At 70.2% G+C, this 22,131-nt stretch carries 22 protein-coding genes and 1 pseudogene; 10 read left to right on the plus strand and 13 right to left on the minus strand.

The window, feature by feature from the left end; all coding sequences use genetic code 11:
• Positions 1–154: 154 nt before the first annotated feature.
• From ABZ951_RS30250 to ABZ951_RS30280, 7 genes are all read right to left on the minus strand, one after another.
• Positions 155–925 carry a transposase gene (locus ABZ951_RS30250; RefSeq protein WP_344096274.1) on the minus strand — a complete coding sequence of 257 codons (771 nt, stop codon included), beginning with the start codon at positions 923–925 and terminating at the stop codon, positions 155–157.
• 574 nt (positions 926–1,499) lie between these two features.
• Positions 1,500–1,733, minus strand: coding sequence for a hypothetical protein (locus tag ABZ951_RS30255; RefSeq protein WP_344096272.1), 234 nt, complete (start codon positions 1,731–1,733; stop codon positions 1,500–1,502).
• Positions 1,734–1,757: 24 nt separating this feature from the next.
• Positions 1,758–2,318 (minus strand): ATP-binding protein, encoded by a 561-nt coding sequence (locus ABZ951_RS30260; protein WP_344096270.1) that lies wholly within the window; start codon positions 2,316–2,318, stop codon positions 1,758–1,760.
• Between the two features lie 55 nt (positions 2,319–2,373).
• Positions 2,374–3,240 (minus strand): glycosyltransferase family 2 protein, encoded by an 867-nt coding sequence (locus ABZ951_RS30265; RefSeq protein WP_344096268.1) that lies wholly within the window; start codon positions 3,238–3,240, stop codon positions 2,374–2,376.
• A complete protein-coding gene (locus ABZ951_RS30270) occupies positions 3,237–4,466 on the minus strand; it encodes a hypothetical protein (protein WP_344096266.1) in 1,230 nt (409 codons plus the stop codon). Before ABZ951_RS30270 ends, ABZ951_RS30265 begins: the two co-directional genes overlap by 4 nt.
• Positions 4,463–5,170 carry a hypothetical protein gene (locus tag ABZ951_RS30275; protein WP_344096263.1) on the minus strand — a complete coding sequence of 236 codons (708 nt, stop codon included), beginning with the start codon at positions 5,168–5,170 and terminating at the stop codon, positions 4,463–4,465. Before ABZ951_RS30275 ends, ABZ951_RS30270 begins: the two co-directional genes overlap by 4 nt.
• Positions 5,167–6,321 (minus strand): glycosyltransferase, encoded by a 1,155-nt coding sequence (locus ABZ951_RS30280; RefSeq protein ID WP_344096261.1) that lies wholly within the window; start codon positions 6,319–6,321, stop codon positions 5,167–5,169. The genes ABZ951_RS30275 and ABZ951_RS30280 overlap by 4 nt, the downstream gene beginning before the upstream one ends.
• A 168-nt stretch (positions 6,322–6,489) precedes the next feature.
• On the opposite strand from ABZ951_RS30280, the gene ABZ951_RS30285 reads away from it, so the two are divergent.
• Genes ABZ951_RS30285 through ABZ951_RS30295 form a run of 3 tightly spaced genes read left to right on the plus strand, consistent with a single transcriptional unit; the run spans position 6,490 to position 8,238 of the window.
• Positions 6,490–7,446: a helix-turn-helix transcriptional regulator gene (locus ABZ951_RS30285; RefSeq protein WP_344096259.1), complete on the plus strand. Its 957-nt coding sequence runs from the start codon at positions 6,490–6,492 to the stop codon at positions 7,444–7,446.
• Positions 7,443–8,012: a peptide deformylase gene (locus ABZ951_RS30290; RefSeq protein WP_344096257.1), complete on the plus strand. Its 570-nt coding sequence runs from the start codon at positions 7,443–7,445 to the stop codon at positions 8,010–8,012. The genes ABZ951_RS30285 and ABZ951_RS30290 overlap by 4 nt, the downstream gene beginning before the upstream one ends.
• Before the next feature lie 16 nt (positions 8,013–8,028).
• A complete protein-coding gene (locus ABZ951_RS30295) occupies positions 8,029–8,238 on the plus strand; it encodes a hypothetical protein (protein ID WP_344096255.1) in 210 nt (69 codons plus the stop codon).
• 220 nt (positions 8,239–8,458) lie between these two features.
• Here the strand turns inward: ABZ951_RS30295 and ABZ951_RS30300 are convergent, their stop codons facing one another.
• Positions 8,459–8,740: a hypothetical protein gene (locus tag ABZ951_RS30300; RefSeq protein WP_344096253.1), complete on the minus strand. Its 282-nt coding sequence runs from the start codon at positions 8,738–8,740 to the stop codon at positions 8,459–8,461.
• A gap of 329 nt (positions 8,741–9,069) precedes the next feature.
• Here ABZ951_RS30300 and ABZ951_RS30305 point away from each other — a divergent pair.
• Positions 9,070–9,341, plus strand: a pseudogene (locus ABZ951_RS30305) (IS5/IS1182 family transposase); the annotation flags it as partial.
• Here the strand turns inward: ABZ951_RS30305 and ABZ951_RS30310 are convergent.
• Both ABZ951_RS30310 and ABZ951_RS30315 read right to left on the minus strand, forming a co-directional pair.
• Positions 9,327–9,917, minus strand: a complete 591-nt coding sequence (locus ABZ951_RS30310) for a TetR/AcrR family transcriptional regulator (RefSeq protein WP_344096250.1) — start codon at positions 9,915–9,917, stop codon at positions 9,327–9,329. The pseudogene ABZ951_RS30305 and the gene ABZ951_RS30310 overlap by 15 nt on opposite strands.
• Positions 9,914–10,345: an SRPBCC domain-containing protein gene (locus tag ABZ951_RS30315; protein WP_344096247.1), complete on the minus strand. Its 432-nt coding sequence runs from the start codon at positions 10,343–10,345 to the stop codon at positions 9,914–9,916. The genes ABZ951_RS30310 and ABZ951_RS30315 overlap by 4 nt, the downstream gene beginning before the upstream one ends.
• A gap of 882 nt (positions 10,346–11,227) precedes the next feature.
• Here ABZ951_RS30315 and ABZ951_RS30320 point away from each other — a divergent pair.
• From ABZ951_RS30320 to ABZ951_RS30345, 6 genes are all read left to right on the plus strand, one after another.
• Positions 11,228–11,635 carry a hypothetical protein gene (locus ABZ951_RS30320; RefSeq protein ID WP_344096245.1) on the plus strand — a complete coding sequence of 136 codons (408 nt, stop codon included), beginning with the start codon at positions 11,228–11,230 and terminating at the stop codon, positions 11,633–11,635.
• A gap of 174 nt (positions 11,636–11,809) precedes the next feature.
• Complete coding sequence (locus tag ABZ951_RS30325; RefSeq protein ID WP_361281257.1) at positions 11,810–18,049, plus strand: acyltransferase domain-containing protein; 6,240 nt, start codon at positions 11,810–11,812, stop codon at positions 18,047–18,049.
• 62 nt (positions 18,050–18,111) lie between these two features.
• A complete protein-coding gene (locus ABZ951_RS30330) occupies positions 18,112–18,312 on the plus strand; it encodes a hypothetical protein (RefSeq protein ID WP_344096240.1) in 201 nt (66 codons plus the stop codon).
• Positions 18,313–18,453: 141 nt separating this feature from the next.
• Entirely contained in the window at positions 18,454–18,612 is a 159-nt protein-coding gene (locus ABZ951_RS30335; RefSeq protein WP_344096238.1) for a hypothetical protein, read from the plus strand.
• 133 nt (positions 18,613–18,745) lie between these two features.
• A complete protein-coding gene (locus ABZ951_RS30340; RefSeq protein ID WP_344096235.1) occupies positions 18,746–18,985 on the plus strand; it encodes a hypothetical protein in 240 nt (79 codons plus the stop codon).
• 680 nt (positions 18,986–19,665) lie between these two features.
• Positions 19,666–20,130 (plus strand): RICIN domain-containing protein, encoded by a 465-nt coding sequence (locus ABZ951_RS30345; protein WP_344096233.1) that lies wholly within the window; start codon positions 19,666–19,668, stop codon positions 20,128–20,130.
• 9 nt (positions 20,131–20,139) lie between these two features.
• Here the strand turns inward: ABZ951_RS30345 and ABZ951_RS30350 are convergent, their stop codons facing one another.
• From ABZ951_RS30350 to ABZ951_RS30360, 3 genes are all read right to left on the minus strand, one after another.
• On the minus strand, positions 20,140–20,541 hold the full coding sequence (locus tag ABZ951_RS30350; protein ID WP_344096231.1) for a DUF6193 family natural product biosynthesis protein: 402 nt from the start codon (positions 20,539–20,541) through the stop codon (positions 20,140–20,142).
• Positions 20,542–20,941: 400 nt separating this feature from the next.
• Positions 20,942–21,268 (minus strand): hypothetical protein, encoded by a 327-nt coding sequence (locus tag ABZ951_RS30355; RefSeq protein ID WP_344096229.1) that lies wholly within the window; start codon positions 21,266–21,268, stop codon positions 20,942–20,944.
• 289 nt (positions 21,269–21,557) lie between these two features.
• Positions 21,558–22,007 (minus strand): lamin tail domain-containing protein, encoded by a 450-nt coding sequence (locus tag ABZ951_RS30360; RefSeq protein ID WP_344096227.1) that lies wholly within the window; start codon positions 22,005–22,007, stop codon positions 21,558–21,560.
• Positions 22,008–22,131 lie beyond the last annotated feature (124 nt).

Consider the following 22,131-nt stretch of genomic DNA (forward strand, 5'->3'; position numbering starts at 1 on the left):
GAGCATCCCAGGCCGTTCGTCTGGACGAAGACCGCCGACGAGATCCTCGACAAAGTCGCCACCTACTGCAGACGAATCTCCGACTCAGGACACTAAAGGTTGTCCCGTAAGGGGTTGTTGGGACAGGTTGGGTGGCTTTTCGTTCTCTCGCGGGCTATCCCGCGAGGGCGAGGTTGTGGAGTCGGGCGATGCCGAGGATGGCCTGGTGAACACCGTCGCCGCGCAGGCGGCAGTCGCGGAGAATCTTGAAGGTTTTCATCCGGGAGAAGGCATGTTCGACGCGAGCTCTGGCCCGGCGGTGAACGATGTTGTCGGCTTCCTGTTCCCGTGTGAGCGGCCGGTCCTTCCGCGGCCAGTGCGGGATGAGGGCAGGGGTGCCTCGATATCCGCCGTCACCGAGGACCGGCGCGTTCCGCACAGCACGGTCCACTCCGGATTCCCGGTAGGCACGGGCGTCATGCCGGTTGCCGGGAAGTGGCCGCCCGGCCGCGACGACCAGCCGGGTGTTGGCATCGATGACGACTTGATGGTTGGTGGAGTACCGGTAGTTCTTGCTCGACGCGGCCACACTCCGGTCGCGGGTGAGGACCAGGGTGCCGTCCACGATCAGTACCGTGCCGGCAGGGTGCCGGCGCCGTACCGGTGCAAGCGCGAGAAGCGGCGCGATGTCATCGATGACCCTGTCCGCGGCCGACTTCGAGATCCCGAACAGCGGGCCGAGCTGCCGCATCGTCAGGTTCGTGCGCCAGTACGCGGCCACCAGCAGGATCCGGTCCTCCAGCGGCAGGGACCACGGTCGACCGCCGGTCGGCGCACCGCCACCACGACGCCGCACAACTCCCACGAGCTTGCGGAATTGCCGCTCGCTCAGCCCGGAGAACAGACCTATCCACCCCGGCTCAGACGCCGTGACCACAACACTCACGCCAAGATCATCACACGCCTAACCAGGGCTTACGGGACATCATTTAGAACCAGACGGCGGTACTGGAGATGCTGACAGCCTGGGAATCAAGCTCGGCATGGTCCTCGACAACACCCGACGCAGAGCCCACAAACTCACCGAACAGCGCCGAGCCGAACTCGACCAACTCGGCATGCGCTGGACCACCACTATGACCGGCAGGAGCTCCCGGTAGAAACCTGTACGACCTGGACATCATCTTCAGCACCAGCCCGCCCGGACACCGGACGTCCTCGCCTCCCGCGTCCCTGCCCGCGGTGCTGTCCGTCGACATCGCCGTGCCGGGACCCTGCGGTGGCTGGTGACCGCAAGGCCCAGGGGCTTATCCCGCCCAGGCTCGTTCACGTACTCACCACTCTCGAAGGATGCGCTGGACGAAGGATGAGCCGGGCCTGCTCCGGCATGGGAAACAGCGGTTGGAGGGGCGGAACTGGAGCACGCCGAGGAGCTTCAATCAGCCCGCGCCGGTAGTGATTGCTGTAGGAGGACTTGAACACCTCGCGCTTGGAGCGGGCGAAGGCGGCGTTGGTGGCCTTCACCTCCGCGACCAGGTCCTTGAGGGGGGCTTCTCCCTGTCGGCGGCCGGGAAGACCACCTCGCGCACGGAGCCGTCGGGGGCGCCCAGGGACGCGGTGGCGATCTTTCCCAGCAGGCCGGTCTTGCCATGGACGCGGGTGAACTCGGCGACGAACGCCTCGGTCACCTTCTTCTCCGCCCGCGCGCATCCCGGCGGGCTGCCGCCCGGATCGGCTCCCGGCACCAGCGGCACCGGCGCACTCTCCCGGCCATGGCTTCAGCGTACGCCGGGCCGCCCGCCCCGCTCCTGCTCGGTTGCCAGGACGGCGGCGCAGGTCTGGGCCGGGTCGCCGGTGTGGATGATCGCCTGTTCGTGGGGGGCCGGGGGCTCGAAGCGGGCGAAGAAGTCGTCCAGCGCGGAAGCGGTCACGGTGAGGGCGTTGGCGTCCTCGCGCCGGTTCCGGTCGGCCAGGCGTCGCAGGAGCTCGTCCCGGTCGACCGGCAGGTAGACCAGCCGCCACCGGCCGCCGGCGGCCTCCACCAGCTTCTTCCACGCGTCGCGGTCCACCTGGAGCCACAGGCCGTGGTCGAGGACGACGTCGTCCCCGGCGGCCAGGTGCTCGGTGAGCCGGCGGCGGACGGCGTCGACGACGGGGCGTTCGCGCTCGAAGTAGGTGTGCTCGGGGTAGTCGATGCCGTAGCGGCCGTGGAGGCGGTGGACCTCCTCGTCGACGGACAGGCGGATCATGCCGCGGTCGGCGAGGGCCTGGGCGAGGGTGGTCTTGCCGGAGCCGGTGATGCCCACCAGCAACGCCGCCAGCGGCTCGCGCGTGGTCACGTCCACCTCTCCTCTCGGCCGGGCCCTGCACCCCATTCTCGCCGATCAGGGTCGTCTACCGGCGGGGGTTCGCGGCAGGTGGGCGCCAGCGGGTGACGATAGTGCGGGCCTCGGCCGCCCACCCGGCCGGGAGCTGGTCGAGGGTGACGCGGCGGAAGCCGAGGCGGGGGTCGGCGACGTCGATCCGCCCGTGGTGCCCCTCGACGTGATCCAACAGGCGCCCGGCCTCGTCGCGGACCGCCGGGGTGTGCTCGGCCCAGTTGCCGGAGGCGAAGTTCTGCGCCCTGCGCCGCAGGTCGTCCAGGACGCCCGCGCGCCACTTGAAGTGGTGCACGCAGGCCAGCGCGCCCGGGTCGGGCTTGTGGCCGGGGGCACGGTGGTTGCCGGAGGCCACCGGGACGCCCGCGTGGACGAGGACGATCTTACGGGGATCGCCGTGCAGGAGCCGGTGGGTGAGGTGCCCGCCGAGCGGGAAGGCGCGGTCCAGCCCGGTCTCCGGCCGCCAGTGGGCGAGCCGGCCGTCGGGGGTGACACGGTCGAGCATCAGCCCGCCCACCACCACCCGCCCCGCTCTCTCCGCCGTGACGATCACCTCCCCCAGCGGGGCGGGGAAGGTCAGGAGCTCGTCGGAGTCGGCGAGCAGGTGCCAGCCGGGCCCGGCCTGCTCGCGCAGGTGGTCGCGGAGCTCGGAGTTGGTGTGCTCGTGCCACGGCCCTGTGCTGACTGTCGCCGGGGTGATGCCGAGCTCGCCGACGGCGGTCAGCAGGTGGTCCCGCCAGGGGCCGGGGACATGGTCGGGGAAGTGGAAGGCCAGGTGGAAGGCGGTAATGCCGAGTGCGCGGTAGTGGGCGGTCCAGGCGGTCAGCAGGGCCGGTTCCACGGGGCCGATCACCGCGACCAGCACGGGCGGGGCGGGCGTCATGTCAGCTCCTCGATGAGGCGGGTGTAGGTGGTGGCGAGGAAGGCGGCCTGCTCGGCCGCCGTGGCCATGCCCAGCACCGCCGGGGCCCCGGTACCGGGCCGGGGCGGTGGCTCGGTGGCGAGATCGTCCAGCACCGTGGCGAGGGCGGCGGGGTCGCCGGCCGGGAAGAGCCGGGCCCACGGCTGCCCGGTGATCCGGCTGGTCAGGTCCGGGTCGTGGTCGGAGACGAGCAGGGGGACGCCGAGGCGGGCGGCGTCCCTGACCAGCCCGGACTCTTTGCCCACTCCGGGTCGTCGGGCGACGAGGGCAGCGTCGGCGGCGGCGTAGACGAGGCGGAGGACCTGTTCGCCGACCGGGCCGGGCACGGTGTGGAGGCGGAGGCGCGGGAGCTGGTGCCAGCGGGCCAGCATCTCCTCGTCGAGCGGGGTGCCGGTGACCACGAGGTGCAGTGGCTGGGTGAGGCAGGCGAGGGCGGCGTCGATGGTGGCGATGTCCTTGTAGGGCCACCAGCCGCCGACCAGGCACACCGCCACCGCCTCGGCGGGGATGCCGAGGGCGGTGCGGGCACCGTCCCGCTCCACCTCGGTGAGCCGGTTCCCGTCGTCCACCGCGAAGGCTCGCGTCACCCCAGCCAGATCCGGGAAGGCGCCGGCGAACTGGTCCCGCACGGCCGCCGTCGGGTACAGCGCGACCACCCGCCGCTCGCCCCGGCGGGCGAGGTATCCGAGCAGCCGCACCGGCGCGTCCTCGGCGGTGACGGCCTCGTGGATGAACCGCAGATGGGGCTGTCCGCCGAGGAGGGCGGCGGCGCCGTGCAGGGCCTCGCTCGCGCTGAGCACCACCACGGCCGCCGGCTCCCGGACGAGCAGCCGGGCCGTTCGCAGGCACGCGGCCTCCTTCAGGCACCGGGCCAGGAGCGTGACCTGGTGCGGGGCCCGCCGCAGCGCAAGCGGCCACCGGCGGGAGGCGAACGCCTTCTGCCCGGCCGCCGAGACAGCGTTCGCCCACTGGGCAACGGCCAACAGCACCGCCGCGGCCGGTCCCCGGGCGCCGGTGACCAGGCGGGCGCCCGCCTGGCGGAGCGGGGCGGGATCGGCGGCGCCATACGGGGCGATGACCCAGCTGCCGGGCCGCGCGGCGGCGAGCGCGGCCAGGGTGCGCGGGTGGTGCCCACCGAGCCGGTGGGCACCCGGCTCGATGAGCACCAGCGGGGGCTCGGTGGTCATCCGGCGACTGCCTGCTCGCCATGCGCGGCCGTGAACCGTTCGCGCAGCCAGGCCGGGTCGTTGAGCAGGTCGAACCGCTTGGGGTCGCGGGCCGCGTCGTGAGCGAAGGTGATGCCGCCGCGGGCGCCGGCCGCCGCGTAAGTAGTGAAGTCGCCGGTGCTGCTGGACGTCCAGGCGTCGATCCGGGCGCGGACGTCGGTGTCGTTCATGCCGTACTCACTGCCGCGCGCGAGCATCGCGCACTCACGGAAGCCAGCTTTCCAGGCGTGGTACGCGCTCTGGTTGAAGCGGGTCGTCCCGGCGGTGTCCTGGCAGAACTCGACCTTGCCGGGGAGGGCGGCGAGGACGTCGACGGCCTCGCCCATCTCCCGCAGCGCGGACCGCCGGATCAGCTTGAGCCCACCGTAGCCGTACGTCAGCCCGTTGACCGGGTTGACCGCCCGCCACACCCGCATCGACACGCCCTCGACCAGCGGCTCGACGTCGGCGGCCGGGAAACGGGTGTCGATGGAGAAGTCGCCGTCGGCGAGGAAGAACTGCTCGGTGTCGACCAGCTCGGCCGTCAGCCGGTAGGCGCGGCGCATCCCCTGCACGCCGTGCAGGCGCTTGACCGGGCCGCCCAGCACCCGGCCCAGGCGCCGGTGCAGGGCATTCGCCATCGGCTCGTCGTAGGAGAGCATGACCGCATCGAAGGCGTTGGTCATGCGATGGCCTCCAGGTAGCGGGCGGCCACGGCCGTGGGGGCGAAGTCGGTGGTGGAGGCGTGGGCGCGCTTGGTGTGCACCCGGTAGAACTCGCCGTCGGTGGCCAGCCGGGCGGCGATCTGGACGGCTTCTTCGTCGGTGTCGAAGAGCAGGTCGTCGTCGATGTGCTCGGCCAGCCACCCGGTGCGCGGGGCAATGACCGGCAGGCCCATCCCCTGGCAGTCCACCACCGACATCGACCACGGGCACCCGGGCCGGAACGGGGCGATGCCGAAGTGGGAGCCGGCCAGCAGGTCCCGGTAGCGCACGCGGTCGCCGCGGTCGGAGGCGATGGTGACGCCGGGCAGGGCGGCGAGCTCGTCACGGTGCCGCTCGGGGCTGGGATCGAGGCGGACGCGCTCGGGGCTGCGGGTGCCGAACAGGTCCATCACCGTCAATCCCACCGGCGCGTCGGCGGTCAGGCGGCGGGCGAGGGCGGTGAAGCGGGCGGTGCCGTAGTGCGCGTAGAGGCGGTGGTTGTAGATGGCGGCCGCGCGGCCGTCGGGCGGCGGGACGTCGGCGGGGTCACGGACGAGGCGTTCGTCCCTGGGGGCGGGCACGATGTGCAGCTTCTCGGCGAGGTCCACGCCCATGTCCTCGGCCGCTGCCGTGGTCCAGGCGGCGGCCGTGGCGGAGTGGACGAGGACGCGGTCGCAGGCGGCGAGGCCGGCGGCGAAGGCCAGCAGCACCGGCCGGCCGAGGCCGCCGTCGTCCATGGACGGATCGAGCTCCAGGTCGCCGTCATCGGTGAAGGAGAACGGCAGGTAGTGGCAGTACCCCGCGATCCGTGCATCCGTCCCGGCTTCGAGGAGGGCGGCCCGGATCGCGGGGGCGGCCTCGACCTGGTTGGCCACTACCACCTCCGGCTTAACCCGGCGGATGAGGGCCACGAGGGCGTCGAGGCCGGGGTCGAGGCGAGCCCGGTACTTCGTGGACGGCGAGACGGTGGGCGCGAAGCCCACCCGGGCATCCCCGGCCGGCGCCGGGGCGGCCACGGTCACGTCCACGCCCGCGTCGGCGAGCGCGGGGGTGAGGAGGTCGGCGAAGGTGAAGCCGGAGTCGGCCGACAGCCGTCCGGGGTTGGAGATGTTCAGCAGGTACAGCAGCCGCATGATGCTTTTCCCTCCTGCTGGCCCGGGTGGATCCGGGCCGGTCATGGGAAGGAAACCGGGGTCAATAGCGGTGACGGGATGGTGAATCGGCCTCACTCACGGTTCACTCACCTCGTCACCAACCAGCCGGCCGGGCGGGGGCCCTTGATGGGAGAACAGCACGATGCGATGACCGCGGAACAGGCGGCCGAGGCGTTCGCGGCCGAGACCGCCTACTGGCGCGAGGTGAGGGGCCTGTCGAAACGGGCCCTCGCGGCGGCAATGGGCTTCGACCCTTCGTACGTCAGCCACGTGGAGTCCGGGAGGCACAAGCCCACCGAGGACTTCGCCCGCCGCGCGGACGAGGCCCTGGGCGCCGGCAAGGCCATCTGGAAGCGGTGGTGCGACTACGAGGCCGTCAAGGGCCGCAACGGGCGGGCGGTCCTGGCGGCACCCTCGCGGCCGATGGTTCCCGAGCAGCCGTACGCGGCCGGCTCGGCGCTCGTCGTCGAGCACGACGCCGCGCGGCTGGACTACGACGGGCGGCTGTACCGGCTGACGATGCGCCGGCGCTTGCGGAACACCGGAACCGAGCCCGTCACCCGCTACCTGATCCGCATCTCGGTCGACCGCTATCCAGGCGAGCCGGAACGCTCCAACGCCCACTACCGCACCCACCCGCTCACCTGGAACGAACTCGCCCTGAGCTCGACGTGCAGGGGTGAGGCGATGCGCTGGAAGGCCAAACACGACCGCGACGCCTTCAAAGAGGTCTGGCTGCTTTTCGAGAACGACCAGGGCCGCTTCCCCCTCTACCCCGGCGAGTCCGTGTGGATCGAGTACACGTACGCGGTGGGCGACGAGAAATGGGGCCGCTGGTTCCAGCGGGCCGTACGGCTGCCCACCGAGCACCTGGAGGTCCAGCTCGCCTTCCCCGCCGCCCTCGACCCGGTCGTGTGGGGCACCGAAACCTCCATGACCGCCGAGGAGGCGCCGCTGCGGACCGCACCCGTGAGGCGGGACGAGAACGGGACGCGGCTGTTCTCCTGGACGACCTCCACACCGGACCTGCACGCCCGCTACCGTCTTGCCTGGCGCTTTCGCGCGAGGCCCGAACACGACACGATCCGAGGAGACGTCAGGTGACCACGGTGCGGCCCAGCGAGCAGATGCGTGACCTCGGCGTCGTGCAGTACGGCGCCCCCGTCCTCGCCGAAGCCGCCCGGCCCTTTGTCCTGCCGGCCGAGAAGGACACCGCCGAGCAGACCGCCGAGACGCTGTTCGCCGCCATGGAGCGCATCGCCCGCGTCCACCCCTTCGCCAAGGGCATGGGGATCGCGGCCCCGCAGATCGGCATCGCCCGGGCGGCGGCCGTCGTTCAGCCGGCCGACCCCGCCGCCGCGGCGATCGTCCTGCTCAACCCCCGCATCACTGCCCGCTCGGAGGAGATGGACGAGCAGTTCGAAGGGTGCCTGTCCTTCTTCGACGTCCGCGGCATGGTTCCCCGGCCCTTGATGATCACGGTGGTGACCACCGCGCTGGACGGCACCGAGGTCACCACGGTGTACGAGAGGGGCCTGGCCCGGCTCGTCGCCCACGAGATCGACCATCTCCACGGCCTGCTGTACACCGCCCGCATGCGGCCCGGCGTCCAACCGATCTCCGTGGAGGAGTACCGGCAGACCGGCCGCGCGTGGGCGTACGACCAATAAACCCCGGCCACCAGGCATGACCGTGGGCATAGAAGAGAGGAGGTGGGTCGACACCGGCGTGCACGGGCTCCAGGCGCGCCACGACAACGGCCTGGTCCACATCCGCACCGCCGGCGGCGTACGGACGATCGACGTGCCCAGCCTCCGCCGCCTGGCCCAGGCATCCGGCGCCGGGGCCTGGACGCCCGCTCTCGCCCGCACCGTCCTGACCCGCCCCGGGCTGTAGACAAAGCGCCCAGTTCCGGGCAGTTCACCCGTGCCCGGCACCCGGGTCTGCTCGTTGGGCCCGGTGTGACCGACGAGCTGAGCACGACCGCACAGCGCACCTGGTCCTTCTCGACCATCGCCACGCCCCGACGGCGGGTCGCCGAAGTCGTCCACCAGCCCGGCCCCGACGCGTACAGCGATCTCGTCCGGATGCGCCACCCACTCACACCGCGGGAAGCTCACAGCCCGCGAATGGCTTCGGCCAGGTCGGAGCCGTAGGAAGCCCAGCAGATGAGCGAGCCGTCGGCATCGAGCTCTCCCATGAACCACTCGTCATCAGCCCGGGCGAGGCACAGGCCATGAAAGGACAGGATGACTTCGGGCTGAAGAACGTCGTAGTCGGCAGAGCCGAACTTTTCCACAACGACGAGTCGTTCAAGCGAGAGCAGATCCGCTGCGGCATCGCCCGACACCGAACGGACCCGCTCCATCGTCCATCCGTCCGGGAGATCTGCGTTCACTGCCACATGGTCGCAGCCAGGGTGTCTCACAGCCACTCGTTTACTGCGGCGACCGGCACCGTCGCGTGATAGCGGATCGCGAGTTTGTCGTACCTGGTGGCAACGGCTCGGTGGCGCTTACGGGTGATTGATCCCGCACTCGACCGCGTGCCGCTGCTTGTAGTCGTCCCTTGTCGAAGCTCGGCGGGCGGCCGCCGAGCGAGCCGCGCTTCAGTCGATCTCGGACTCGGTCCGCAGAACCGAAATCGTTGCCTTTACCCCGCATATGCGCAGGTAGGAGCGGTTTCTTCGAGAGTCGTACGCCTTGTCGGCCCGCACGCGGTCCGGCCGCTTGCGCGGCCTGCCAAGCCCGCCTGCGGCGATGGCAGATCCGGCACACGATCGCCGAACGCCGGGACCAGCGAGCCAACCGCCAACGCCGTGGAAGCCGCGGCGGCCGACCCACCACCGGGTTCGAGTGGGCACGCTATGCCCGCAGGAACGAAGCCGAACGAACCACCAACGCCCTCAGGGGCTTCCCGGCCGTAGCAACCAGATACGACAAGAAAGCGTACGTCTTCCCAAGCACGGTCACGCCGCGATCCGGTTATGGCTTCGGTGAGGACCTGCCAGACAATCCCTCGTCGGCTCCTGGCGCTGTGAATGCGCGAGCGCCCGCCTGCCAGGTGCGGTCGAGGTCGGAGCCGTCGGGGTAGCGGCGGTCGAGTTCGAGGTCGACCATTCCGTGCGCGTACGACCAGAGAGCCTGGGCCAGGTGGGGATCCTCAGTGGCGAGGAAGAAGGGGCTGCCGGCCCATTCCTCCAGTCCGTCGGGCAAGGCCTCGCGTGGCAGGGGGCCGGTGGTAGAGAGACGGTACAGGCCCGGGTGGGCGAGTGCATGCCGCCGGTATGCGGCCAGGAGCGCCGGGACGCGGTCGAGGGCGGACGCCTTGCGCAGAGCAGTGTGCAGGGCGGCGCCCATCTCGGCGAGCCCGTCTTCCACAAGGGCTGTTTCCACGGCTTCCTTGTTGCGGAAGTGTTTGTAGAGAGAGGGGGCGCGGATGCCGAGGCGTTCGGCGAGGGCGCGCATGGTGAGCTCATCGCGACCGCGCTCCTCCAGCAAGTCGCGGGCGGCGGCGACGATCTGGGCGGCGCGGGAGGTGCGCGGGGTGCGGGCTGGCTGCTGAGCGGAGTTCACTGCCGCTCCGCTCGCTGCTTGAGGGCGGTGTTCATGGCTGCGAAGGCGTCGTGGACATCGAGCTTGCGTCGTACGAAGGGCACGGCCACGAGTGCGCCGGTGAAGGTCTCGGCCTGGGTGAGGCGCACGCTGTCAGGGCCGGTCTCCTCGATGAGGAAGGCGTGTTCCCCGTCGAGGAGACGCGGTACCCAGAGATGTCCGAGCCAGCGCAGTTCCTGTCCGGGTACAGCGGCGCGGACCCTGGCACGAAAGCGCATGGTGGTGCCGTTGTTGACGAGGACGTTCTCCAGCACGGCGCCTGCCTCGGGCGTGCCTTTGGCGCTGACGATGAAAGGGTTCCACTGCGCGTAGGAGGCGAAGTCGGTGAGCACCTGCCACACGCGGAGGGCCGGAGCGGCGATGTCGATGTGAGTGCGGACGGTGTGCATGAGAACCCCGGTTGAGAGACAGCGTGGCTAACAGTGTTAGCTCAAAGTAAGGCTAACACTGTTAGCCACACAAGGCCGCGAACCTTTGGACTTGCTCACCGGGGGCGAGGCGTCATGCTCCTTCGGAGGGACGGGGCGGGCGGGGCGGGGAAGTTCCGGTGCAGTCGAGGTCGCGGCCGGCGTAGCACGACCGCCCCTCAGCTTGGGCACATCACCGGCCCATCGAGCACCCCCTAACCCGCGGGTTCCCGCCCGTCGGCCGGATGCGACAGGCACCCGCACACGCCGACCGGTGGCCGGCCACCTGCAGCGCCCCCACCGGGCCGGACCGCATCGCGCAGCTGACCGTCATAGAGCCCGACGGGACACTGTTCTGCACCGGCACGATCGCTCCCCCGCCCCAGTGGACCGCAGGAGTCGAGCAATACGGCTGGAGCGTGCTGTACGTGGGAAAGACGGCTTCTGTGCCTGTGCGCTCGTTCGCCCGGCGGTCCGGACGGTCGGAGGGCTGTGTTCGATCTGCTGAGACGGATCGTGGGTTTGTCCACCGAGCTGTCGACGCCCGCAGGCACTCTGACTAGGCAGAATTCAGGAGACGACTGGAACGGTCGCGCCACGACGATCGCCTTCTCCAGCGCACTGTTCCGCCCTCGCACCGCCGTACTCATCCCTAACAGCGGACGGCGTACGAGTATTCAGTCGGGCGGCGTGCCTGGCGGGTTTCGCGACTCCGTGTGCTCGCCGATTCACCTCCGATTCGTGATTCGTACGGACGCGACATACGTTCTGCTTTTGGGAGATCTTCGCAGATCACCTAGCGTCTTTCGCTGTTCGCCTTCACTGTATACATGAAGCCGATCTTCGAGCGAAAAGGAGTGTGACGTGTCCGGTGAACTGGTAGGAGAGATCGAAAACATGGTCAATGCGACCCGGGTCACGGATGTGGAAAACGACACGGTGCGATTGGAGTATTCGGCCCGCGGCAGTGGTCAGGTGAACGGTCATCAAGTGACCGACGTGGCAACGCACGAGTCGGTGCGTCTGAGCGACGGGACGGAAACGGCAACCGTGAAAATCGCGGTCCACGCCGTGCAGGGTGATGACCTGCTGGTCCTGACAGGCAGCGCGTCAGGAATCGCGCACGGTGGTTCGGTGCGATTCGAGGGGGTTTTGCACGCGCGCAGCACCGCCAAGAAATTCCGTGACCTGAACGGGAAATCGTTGCTGGCGCGAGCGGAAATGACCGACGCTGGAACGGTGAAACAGGTGTGGCGGCGCTTGCCTGAGTAGTAGATCGCGTTTCCGCCGGCCTGCTGTGCCGTCAAGCGACCTCGTGCTCTACGCCGGCGAACGCGAGGGCAAGTGCACAGGATGCGGGAAGAACCTTTCCGCGGACCTTCGTGATGGACCAGTGCGCGCCACCCGGGAGAAATGATGACCGAATACCGCGGCAATTCCGTCGGCATGCCGGCCGAGCCCGTGGCCGTGATCGGGGCTTCGTGTCGTCTGCCGGGTGGCGTGGACTCGTTGAGCGCACTGTGGCGGCTGCTGGAGGAGGAGCGGGAGACGGTCGGTCCGGTGCCGAAGGACCGGTGGGGCGCCCAAGCGCTGGAGCAGGCCCTGCCCGAGCAGGTAGCGGCGCTGATCCGTTTCGGCGGATGGCTTGAAGGGGATATCGGCGCGTTCGATCCGCAGGCGTTCGGGATGTCGGGGCAGGAGGCGGACTGGCTGGATCCGCAGCACCGGCTGCTGCTGATGGTCGCGTGGGAGGCGCTGGAACACGCCGGCATCCCCTTGCAGGCCCTGCGGGGCTCCCAGGCAGGTGTGTTCGCGGGAATGTACTCGATGGACAACCTGCTGCGCGGGCACCGCCGTCCGCAGGAAGCGGACGCGTACTGGTTCTCCGGTGCCGTGCACGGGGTGGGAGCGGGACGGTTGTCGTACCTGCTGGATCTGCACGGCCCCAGTCTGGCGGTCGACACCGCCTGCTCCTCGTCGCTGGTCGCGGTGCACCTGGCGTGCCAGGCGCTGCGGGCCGGTGAGTGCCCGATCGCGGTGGCGGGTGGCGTCTCGGCCGCGTTGGGGCCGGAAGTCAGTGCGGCCTCGGCCCGGTGGCGGATGTACTCGCCTACCGGCCGGTGCCGGGCCTTCGACGAAGGGGCCGACGGGTATCTGCGGGCCGAGGGCTGCGGCATTGTTGTTCTCAAACTGCTGGCTGCCGCCCAGGAGGACGGGGACCGGGTCCTGGCGGTTCTGCGGGGATCGGCCGTCAACCAGGATGGCGACTCCGGCCAGTTGACCGTGCCCTCCTCCCGGGCGCAGGCGGCCGTGTTCGCCGAGGCCCTGGACCGGGCCCGGGTGGATGCCGGGCGGGTGGGCATGGTGGAGGCGCACGGTACGGGCACACCGGTGGGGGACCCGCGGGAGTTCGCCGCAGTGAAGGAGGTCTACGGAACGGGGCCCGGACGGTGTGCGATCGGGTCGGTGAAGACGAATATCGGCCACACCGAGCCTGCCTCCGGCGTGGCGGGACTGCTGAAGGCCATCGTGTGCCTGCGACGCGGCCTGGTGCCGGCCAGCTTGCACTTCACCCGGTGGCACCCCGACATCGACGCTGGCGGATGCCGGCTGTTCGTGCCCACACGGGCCACTGAGTGGCCGGTGCCGGGTCGGCCCCGGCTGGCGGCGGTCTCCTCCTATGGCGTCGGAGGCACCAACGCGCACGTCATCGTCGAGGAAGCCCCGGCCGCACCGTCACGGCGACCGCCGGAGTCGAAGGACCTGTCCCAGGCCCGGGTGGGGGCGTTCCTGATCAGCGCGGCCTCCCCGGGGGCGTTGCGGAAGTCCGCGGCGCGGCTGGCGACCTGGCTGGAGGGGGACGGTGCCGGGGAGTCGCTGAGGGATGTGGCCTACACGCTGGCGGTGCGGCGCTCGTACCAGACGCACCGGGCCGCTGTGGTGGCGGCAGACCGCGGCGAACTGGCCGAGGGGCTTCGCCGGCTGGCGGCCGGTCGGCCGTCGACCGCCGTGACCACCGGCCGGGCCGCGCCGCAGGGGCACGGGGCGGTGTTCGTCTACTCCGGTCACGGCTCGCAATGGGCCCGGATGGGCCAGGGGCTGCTCGGCAGGGACGCGGCGTTCACCGCGGCTCTCGAGGAAGTGGAACCGCTGGTGCGGGCGGAAAGCGGCTTTTCCCTGCACGGGGTCCTCACCGCCCGCACGGTGGTGAGCGGGGTGGAGCGGGTCCAGCCGACCCTGTTCGCCCTGCAGGTGGCGCTGACGGCGATGTGGCGTGACCGCGGGGTGGTGCCGGCAGCTGTCATCGGGCACTCGATGGGCGAGGTCGCCGCTGCCGTGGTCTGCGGAGCGCTGAGCCTGCCCGACGGTGTGAAGGTGATCTGCCGCCGCTCCCGGCTCCTCACCCGCGTCCGCGGCGGGGCGATGGCGGTCGTACGGCTGCCTGCCGAGGAGACGGCCAGGGCTTTGGCGGAGGGCGGCTGCGACCAAGTGGAGGTGGCGGTCATCGCCTCCCCGAACAGCACAGCGATCTCCGGGGACGCCACCCAGATCGAACGCCTGCTGCAACAGTGGGAAGAAGCAGGGGAGGTCGAGGCCGCCCGGGTGGCGGTGGAGGTGGCCTCCCACTCCGCACAGATGGACCCCATCCTCGCCCCCTTGCGCGACCGGCTCGCCGAGGTACGGCCGCAGCCCGCGTCCATCCCCTTCTACAGCACCGTCGCCGAAGACCCCCGCGCGCCGGTCAGGCTGGACGCCGGGTACTGGGCGGACAACCAGCGCCACCCGGTACGGTTCGCCGCAGCCGTCCAAGCCGCCCAGAGCGCGGGCCACCGCCTGTTCGTCGAAGTCAACGCCCATCCGCTGCTGGCCGGTGCGATGACCGAAACGCTGGCCGCCCACGGAGCCGGGGAGGCCGTGGTCGTGCCCACCCTGCGGCGGGACGGACACGAGGAGCGGGACTGCGCCGCCCACGTGGCCGCCGTGCACTGCGCCGGCTATCCCGTGCCCTGGAACACGCACGTCGAGGGCCGGTTGGTGGACGTCCCGAGCACCTGCTGGGAGGAACACCATCACTGGATCGAACCGTCCGAGCTGAGCCGGGGCCTGCCCTCCGCCGCCGGCGTCACCGCAGGGCATCCCCTGCTGGGCGGGCATGTCCTTGACCCGGCCCGGCCCGGGCGGCACCTGTGGCAGGCCACCGTCGACCTGCAGCGGCAAACCTGGCTGAAGGATCACCAGGCCGTCGGGGGACCGGCCATGGCCGGGGCGGCCTGGTGTGAGATGGCCCTGACCGCCGCCACCCACATCTTCACCGAGCCCGTGCGGAAAGTATCCGTGCGGCAGGTGACCTTCGACGCGTTCCTGCACCTCGGCGAGGACCCGGTACACCTGGCCTGCAGTGCCCAGGAGAACGGCGGCTCAGCCGTATGGAAGGCCATGGCACGATCCGGGGACGACTTCGAACCCCACGCCGGCGCCACCCTCGCTCTCGCGGCCGAGGAGAGGTGCCCCGACCGCCTGCCGGTGGAAGACCTCCGCCGTCGCTGCCCCGTCGAGACGGACCTCGCAGCCCTGCGGGCCCGCTGGGCCGACACCTGCGCCGTCGCCTACGGCCCGGCCTTCCGTACCCTCCAGAGTCTGCACCTCTCACCGGACAACGCCCGGCCCGAGGCCCTCGCCCGCTTGACCGTCCCCGACGCGGCTCGCCCATACACCGGCGGCTTCGCCTGGCATCCGGTGCTGCTGGACGGGTGCCTACAGGCCCTTCTGGCCCTGTGGACCAGCCGCACCGACCTGCCACCGGGCACCGCCTACCCGCAAGGCATCGGCGAACTGCGCGTACACGGTGACACATCCACCGGCATCTACTGCCACGTCCGCGCCGACGAACTCGACGAACACACCGTCACCGGATCCCTGCGACTGCTGGACGCCACCGGGAACATCGTCGCCCGCGCCGAAAACGTCCGCTTCGCCCACGCCCCGAAGTATCCGGGCGCCGGCCGTCTGCAGCGCTACCTCATCCAGCACCGCTGGCAGCCTCAGCCCTCGGCCGGCTCCCCGAGCCGGCGGGACACCACATGGCTGCTGCTCACCGAAACCCAGGACCTGCACCCGTGGCACCGCGACTTCGCCCAAGCCCTCGGCCGGCCCGCGCTCGCCTGCGCCCCGCCCACATCGGCCCCGAACGACGAAGCCGAGGGGATCCGCCAGGCCCTCGCCATAGCTCTACACAGCGCACAGCCTTGCACCGACGTCGTCGTCGTCCTCGAACCGGACACCACCACCGGCACAGACAACGACATCGCTGCCGCGCAGCGGGCCCAGCAGCGCACAGCCCGCCTCACCGCCACCGCTCAGGCCCTGACCGACCACCACCCACCCCCTCGCCTGCACATCCTCAGCCACCACGGCCACGCCGTCCGCGAGGACGACACCGTGGCGCTCGGCCACGCCGGGCTGCGCGGGGTCCTGCGCACGCTTCTCTACGAGCACCCGGAACTACAGCCCACCCTCTACGACACCGACACCCGCACCCCCGCGCAGGAAGTGGCCGCCCAACTGCTGGCCGACGACCTGGAGGACGAGGTGGCCTGGCGAGACGGCGACCGCTACGTCGCCCGTCTGGTCCCCGCCCCCCTGAGCCCGGCCGAGCGCCGCACCACCGAAAACCGGATCGATCACCTGCCAGTACGCGCCGAACCCGACGGCACCACCATGACGTTCACCGCCACCCAACCGCCCCCCGAACCGGCAGAGCACCAGGTGACCGTCGCCGTGCACACCACCTGCCCCTTCGAAGACGGGCCCGGCGCGCCTGCACCACATGCCTGTAGCGGCACCGTGACAGCAGCGGGGCCACGAGCGTCCCTGACCGCCGGGCAAGAGGTCGCTGTCGTGACCACCGACACCGACCTGGTCAGCCACCTGACGGTCGACGACCGCTGGTGCGTCCCGGTACCCGCCCACCAGGACGCCGCCGAGCTGGCCTGCTCACTGCTGCCCTACCTGACCGCCCACTACGGCCTGCACCACCTGGCCCGCATCCGCCCCACAGACCGCGTCCTGATCATCGGCTCCCGGCCCCTGGCACTGGCCGCCCGGCACACGGCCACCGCCGTCGGAGCCGAGGTGCACGCCCTCCCCTCGGTCACCGACTGCCGCGACCGATGGGACATCATCGTCGACACCACCTCTGCCCCCGACCCGGCCACCCACGCCCTCCTTGCTCCGGCAGGCCAACTACTGGTCACCACCTCCCACGCTAGGCAACCCGGCTCGCAATCCATCGCCGCGCGCCTGGTGGACACCTCCGCCCTCCTGAACACGACGCCCACCGCAGCCGCCGGTCTGCTCGCAGAGGTAGCCGACGCCCTTCTCCGCCAGACGCTGCCGATCCTGCCCGTCGCCCGGCTACCCCTGGAGGACCTGGCCCGCCCAGCCCCCTCCCGCCAGCTCGCGGCCTACCAGTGGCCCACCGGCACCATCACGGCCTTCCTGACACCCGACCGCGTCCCCCTCGTCCGCCCCGACGGCGCTTACGTCATCACCGGCGGCCTGGGTGACCTGGGCGTGGTGTTGTGCCGCTGGCTCGTCGGCAACGGTGCCGGCACCATCGTCCTGAACAGCCGCTCCCAACCCGGCCAACACACCTCCGCCCTCCTGAGCGAACTCCGGCGCACCGGCACCCGGATCGAAGTGATCTGCGCCGATCTGGCCGAGCCCGGCACCGCCGACCATCTGCTGCGCACCGCCGAACGCCATGGCCACAGCCTGCGTGGAGTCATCCATGCCGCGGCCGTGGTCGACGACGCCACCATCACCGGCATCACCGAGGATCTGCTGGAGCGGGTCTGGCGTCCCAAGGCCCGGGGAGCATGGCTGCTGCACGAGGCCTGCGAGGGGTACGACCTGGACTGGTGGGTGGGCTTCTCCTCCTTCGTCTCGCTCCTCGGATCCCCCGGCCAGACCGCTTACGCCTCCGCCTCCGCCTGGCTCGACGCTCTCATCACCCACCGCGCGGCCGCCGGACTGCCCGCCACCGGCATCAACTGGGGCGCCTTGGCCGACACCTGGGCCGAGACCGGCATCAACGCCCGCACCCTCGGCGACCGCGGCTTCGCCACCATCCCCCTCGACGACGCCCTGGCCGGGCTCGAAACGCTCCTCACTCACGCCCGCACACACACCGGCTTCGTCACCCTCAACCTGGCCCGCTATCTCGATCTCTACCCCACCGTCGCGGCCTCCCCCTGTCTCAGTCCGCTCATGCCCGCCGCCGCGCCCACCAGCGGAGCTGGCCACCCCTCCGGAGACAAGGCGCCGCTCGATGCGCTGCTGCAAGCTCCGCGCGGCCGACGGCGCCAACTGCTGCAAGAACTCTTGACCGAGCAGGCCGCCGTGCTCCTAGGCTGCTCACCCGATCGCGTCGAGCCGCACATCCCGCTACCCGCACTGGGCATGGACTCCCTCATCACCATCCGGCTTCGCAACCGCCTCCAGCACACCCTGAGCACCGCACTGCCCCGTACGGTGCTGCACAGCCAGGCGACCATCACCGCGCTGGCCGCGTACCTCGACGACCATCTGCCCCACCTAACCGACACCAACGCGGTGCCCCCCAGTCGGGACAGACGAGGTCCGGCAGCAGTGGCGAAACGTCGCGCCTCGACTGGCCAGCTATAGAGCCACGGACTGGCCAACTGCAGATCCACACCGTCGCCTGACCTGTTGACGGTGAGCGGCGGATGGAGTTCTACCGCGAGCTCCTGGCGGCCGCGCCGGAGGAGGCTGAGGCGGTCCTGCGCCGCTGGTGGTGCGAGGTGATGCTCGACACCGATCCGGCCGGCGACGCCCTCGCGGAGGCCGCGCTGAACGGCACACTGCCGACCAAGAGCGTTGCCGCAGCCATCGCACGGCGCCGCGAGGCGGGCCTTCCCGTTGAGTGAGCCGCACGAGGAGGAGCCGGAAGGCTGGCCCTGCGAGCTGTCCGGCGAAGTCGACGCGCTGCTGGGCGACCCCTCGCTGCCGGGCGAGGTCTTCGGGGCGATCATTGCGGCGACGGTCCAGATCAACCAGACCAGAGGCAGGTGCCTGGCAGCACCGCCTCGGCGAAGTGGCCGCAGCAGCGACGGTTACCGCTCGGCCGCGACGGGTCCCTCGGCGTCGCCGAGTACGTCATCGTCGCCGACGCCTACCCACCGCACTGCGTCCTGACCCGGGTCCAGCTCTACGACCTGGGCCGCTGAGGACCACCTGTCGACGGCACGGCGGAGATGAACATGCAGGTGGCACGAGTCCGGCGGTGCGGCGTTGGTGGCGTGGCGATGCGGAGTGCCGTTGTCTCTCGTTTTCTGACGGAGGCTGCGAGAGGGTGGCGGCATGAGTGAGGGACACAGGGGCCTGCGGCCGCCCGGGACGACACCGGACCTCTGCCGCGAAGTCGCTGCCACCTGCGCCGACAGCTGGTTCACCACCATCGCCGACGCCGATCACATGGTGCCCTTCGAACGCAGCGCGGAGATCGTCGACCTGATTACCCGCTTCTTCACCGAGCAGCCGCTGACCGGCCTGTCCTACTGCCCCGACGCCGAACACATCTCCCAGGAACTACTCCCGTAGTCCCGGCCCAGCGGACGCAGGTCCGGCTGACGTCGACCGCATGCGCTGGCTTCCGGCCTGCTCGTACAGCTGCTCCAGGGTGGCGTGGCCGTCACACACAGCCGTCCGTGCCGCTGAGGGCAGGCCGCCCCTGCCTCCAGTGCACTTCGCCCAGCCCCACGAGAGCCTGCGCACAGGCAGCCCATCACCTCCGCCTCGCCGGCCCCGCCCATAGCTTCCGATGCAACTTCTCCAATCCGGCAGCTCCGCTGCGCCCCGTGGTTCCCGGCGAGCGGGCCGGCCCCATCGGGCACGCGGAGCCTGGGGCTTCATCACCAGGGCGGTTGCACACCGCAGTTCCGGGCGTGGCTGAGCTGAGGCCCGGTCCGCTCAGCACCGCAATGGCGCAAGGGTGTGTTTGGCGATGTTCCGCTATTGGCGGGCCTCAGCCGCTGGCCCGGCAGCATGACTCCCTGCCCGCGCGGCCTGCCCGCTGTCGTGGCTGACTTTCTTGGCGGAGCCCCATGCGCTCGCGCCCCCTGCGCTCATCGATTGCAGTTGCGGTTTCCAGGATCACGCGAATATGATCATGAACGCCCATCGGAAATCCTCTTCATGAGGAAACCTAGCGGAAGACATTAAGAGTGAAGACATCTCAGAGAGCTGCCGCCGTAGCGATATCAGCCGCTACCGTTTTTATCATGACGTCGGGAGTGAGCCAGGCGCGAGACTGGACCGAAGGAGATGTGACCTTCCGCAACAGGGGTAGCGGGAAGTGCCTTGAGATTGCGAATTCCAGCAAGTCCAACGGCGCCCGCGCTCAGCAGTGGGACTGCAACGGCCAGGCAGGAGCCCGCTGGCGGGCCGTGGACGGGTACGACGGCACGTACCAGTTGGTCAACGTGAATTCTCACAAGTGTCTTGAGGTAGCGGATTCGCGCCGCGACAACGGCGCCCCGATCCAGCAGTGGGACTGCGCGGGAAATAAGACTCAGAGCTGGAGGAAGATGGACCTGAACGGCGACTACGGGGCCTTCTTCATCAACGAAAACAGTGGAATGCTGCTGGAAATCGAAAACTCAAGCCGTAGCAATGGTGCACGCGCCCAGCAGTGGAACATGGGATCCAATGCGACGGGTCAGAATTGGTTCATCTACTGGGCCTAAAATCGTCGCTTATCCCTCGCCCGTTGCTTGGTTACGCGCAGTCGCTTCGTGGGACGAGAGCTCTTCCGGGCTCCCCACGAAGGCGGGTCCGCAGCCAGGCGGCAGACGTTCGACCACCATGGCGATGGCCTGTTCCGAGGTTGCCGCCGGGCCGACCGTCTCCTTGCGGGAGGGACCGGACACCCAGTAACCGCCTCCCACAGCGGGCTGGATGTAGGGGATGTCCCATGTCCAGCGGAACCCCGTGCAACGGCTGAAGTGCAGCTCTCCCATGCCTGCCCAGGGGAACAACTGCCGCAGGCGCGGCTCCACGTAGGCCGCATCCAGCAGCTCCGTACGTACGCGCCCGTCAGCACGTATTTCTGCCCAGCCCGCTTCGGTGACAGCTTCGCCTGGTTGATTCGGGTCCACACCGCCCATCCTCCTGGACAGCCTGAACCCGTCTGCGAGCGGCCTCTGTCGGGTGGGTGCCGACTCTACGCGTCTGGGCTTGGTGCCCTTTTGATGGCGGCTGGGGCGCGTGTAGAGTTCGCCGGCCGTGGCGACCGGGCCCAGGGCATCGGCCGGAACGCCCTCGGGCTCGGGGAACGCGCGACGGGACAGCCCGCACATCGCCCGGTTCTGCCCTCCACGGCCTCAGTGATAATCGCGCCCGCCGGCCGTCGTGCCGCCGCTTGAGCCGGGATTGACACCGCTGGGCGGCAGCAGCCTCACCCCTGGGACGGCGCCAATGCGTCGGCCGATCCATCCGGCTTGGGAGATCGCCACCTCCCTGGGGCCTGCTGAGCGGTCCTGTGTGTTCATCGGTGGGTCAGCATTGCGGCGGGACGGCGTCGGGGTGGTCATCGGTCCACTCGAGCTCGCCATCACTGTGGTACTCGTCGGCATGGCCGAGGTCCTGCTCGCACTGGGCCCACAGGCCCTCGCCGTCCGGGAACAGCGCGGTGCACGCGCCGGGCTCCGGTTCCGGGGGCGGAGCCACAAGGCCGGCGTTGGTCAGGAGGGCCGCCACGATGTCGTCCGTAGCAGCTGGGGTGAGAGTGGTCCCGGATCGGCGGGCGGCCTCGCGGACGCGCCGGGCCGCGTCCTGGTATTCGTCGTTGGTGAGAACGCGCCGTGCGGCGGTGTTCTCGTCCATCGGGTCTCCCAAGGTGGTCCTCATCGGCGGCGGGGGCAAGGGGTGCGGCCGGGTGGCCGCCGGCCCGTCAGAAGCGTGAATCCGCAGGCCCGTCCCCGCCGGGGCAGGCGTCGCACCTGCGACGAAGACCCCGGGGGGACCGGCGCTGTGCCGAGTGCTTGCCGTACCGCTCAATGTCGTCGTGGACGGCCTGGTGGAACCATTGCTGACGCCCGTGATCCGGCTCTGGACAGCAAGCACCGGCCCGGCCGGCAAGCTTCGCAAGGTTGATCAGAGCTGCGGCAGGGCGTCAGCAGGCGACGGAGGACCGGGCAGCGTTGTTGTAGGAGCAGGTGTCCCAGACCTTGGCGGTGCTGGTGCGCAGAGTGGCCTTGTCTTTGTCGTTGTTCCAGACGTAGGCGCGGCGGTTCTGGTAGCGGTCCGTGGCGGTGTCGCGGCCCTGGCCCGTGTGGATCTTGACGGTCTTGCCGGCGGCCAGGGTGTAGGTGCCGAAGGTGTACTTGTAGCCGGTGTTGTCGGTGAGGGTCCAGCTCTTGAGGCTGACGGGCTTGCTGGTGGTGTTCTTGATGCGGACCCACTCGGCGTTCAGGCTGGTGTTGGACCGTGTGTCGGAGCCGGGGCTGTTGTAGTAGATCTCAGCGATGGACACCGAGCCGGCCGCGGAGGCCGGGCTGGCGGTGACCATTGCGGCCGCAGCGGCACTGACGGCGAGCACGGTGGTCAAGATGCGGTCCCGCACGGTTCCCCCTCAATGATGCGACGATCCCACTAACTGGTCATTTCAGAATGCGGTTCTGAGTCGTCGTAAGCAGATGACGCCGCAGGCAAGTTGGAGCAGGGCCAGGTGGAGGTCGGCGCGTATC

The organism is Streptomyces sp. NPDC046215 (assembly GCF_040646215.1).
GTDB lineage: Bacteria > Actinomycetota > Actinomycetes > Streptomycetales > Streptomycetaceae > Streptomyces > Streptomyces stramineus.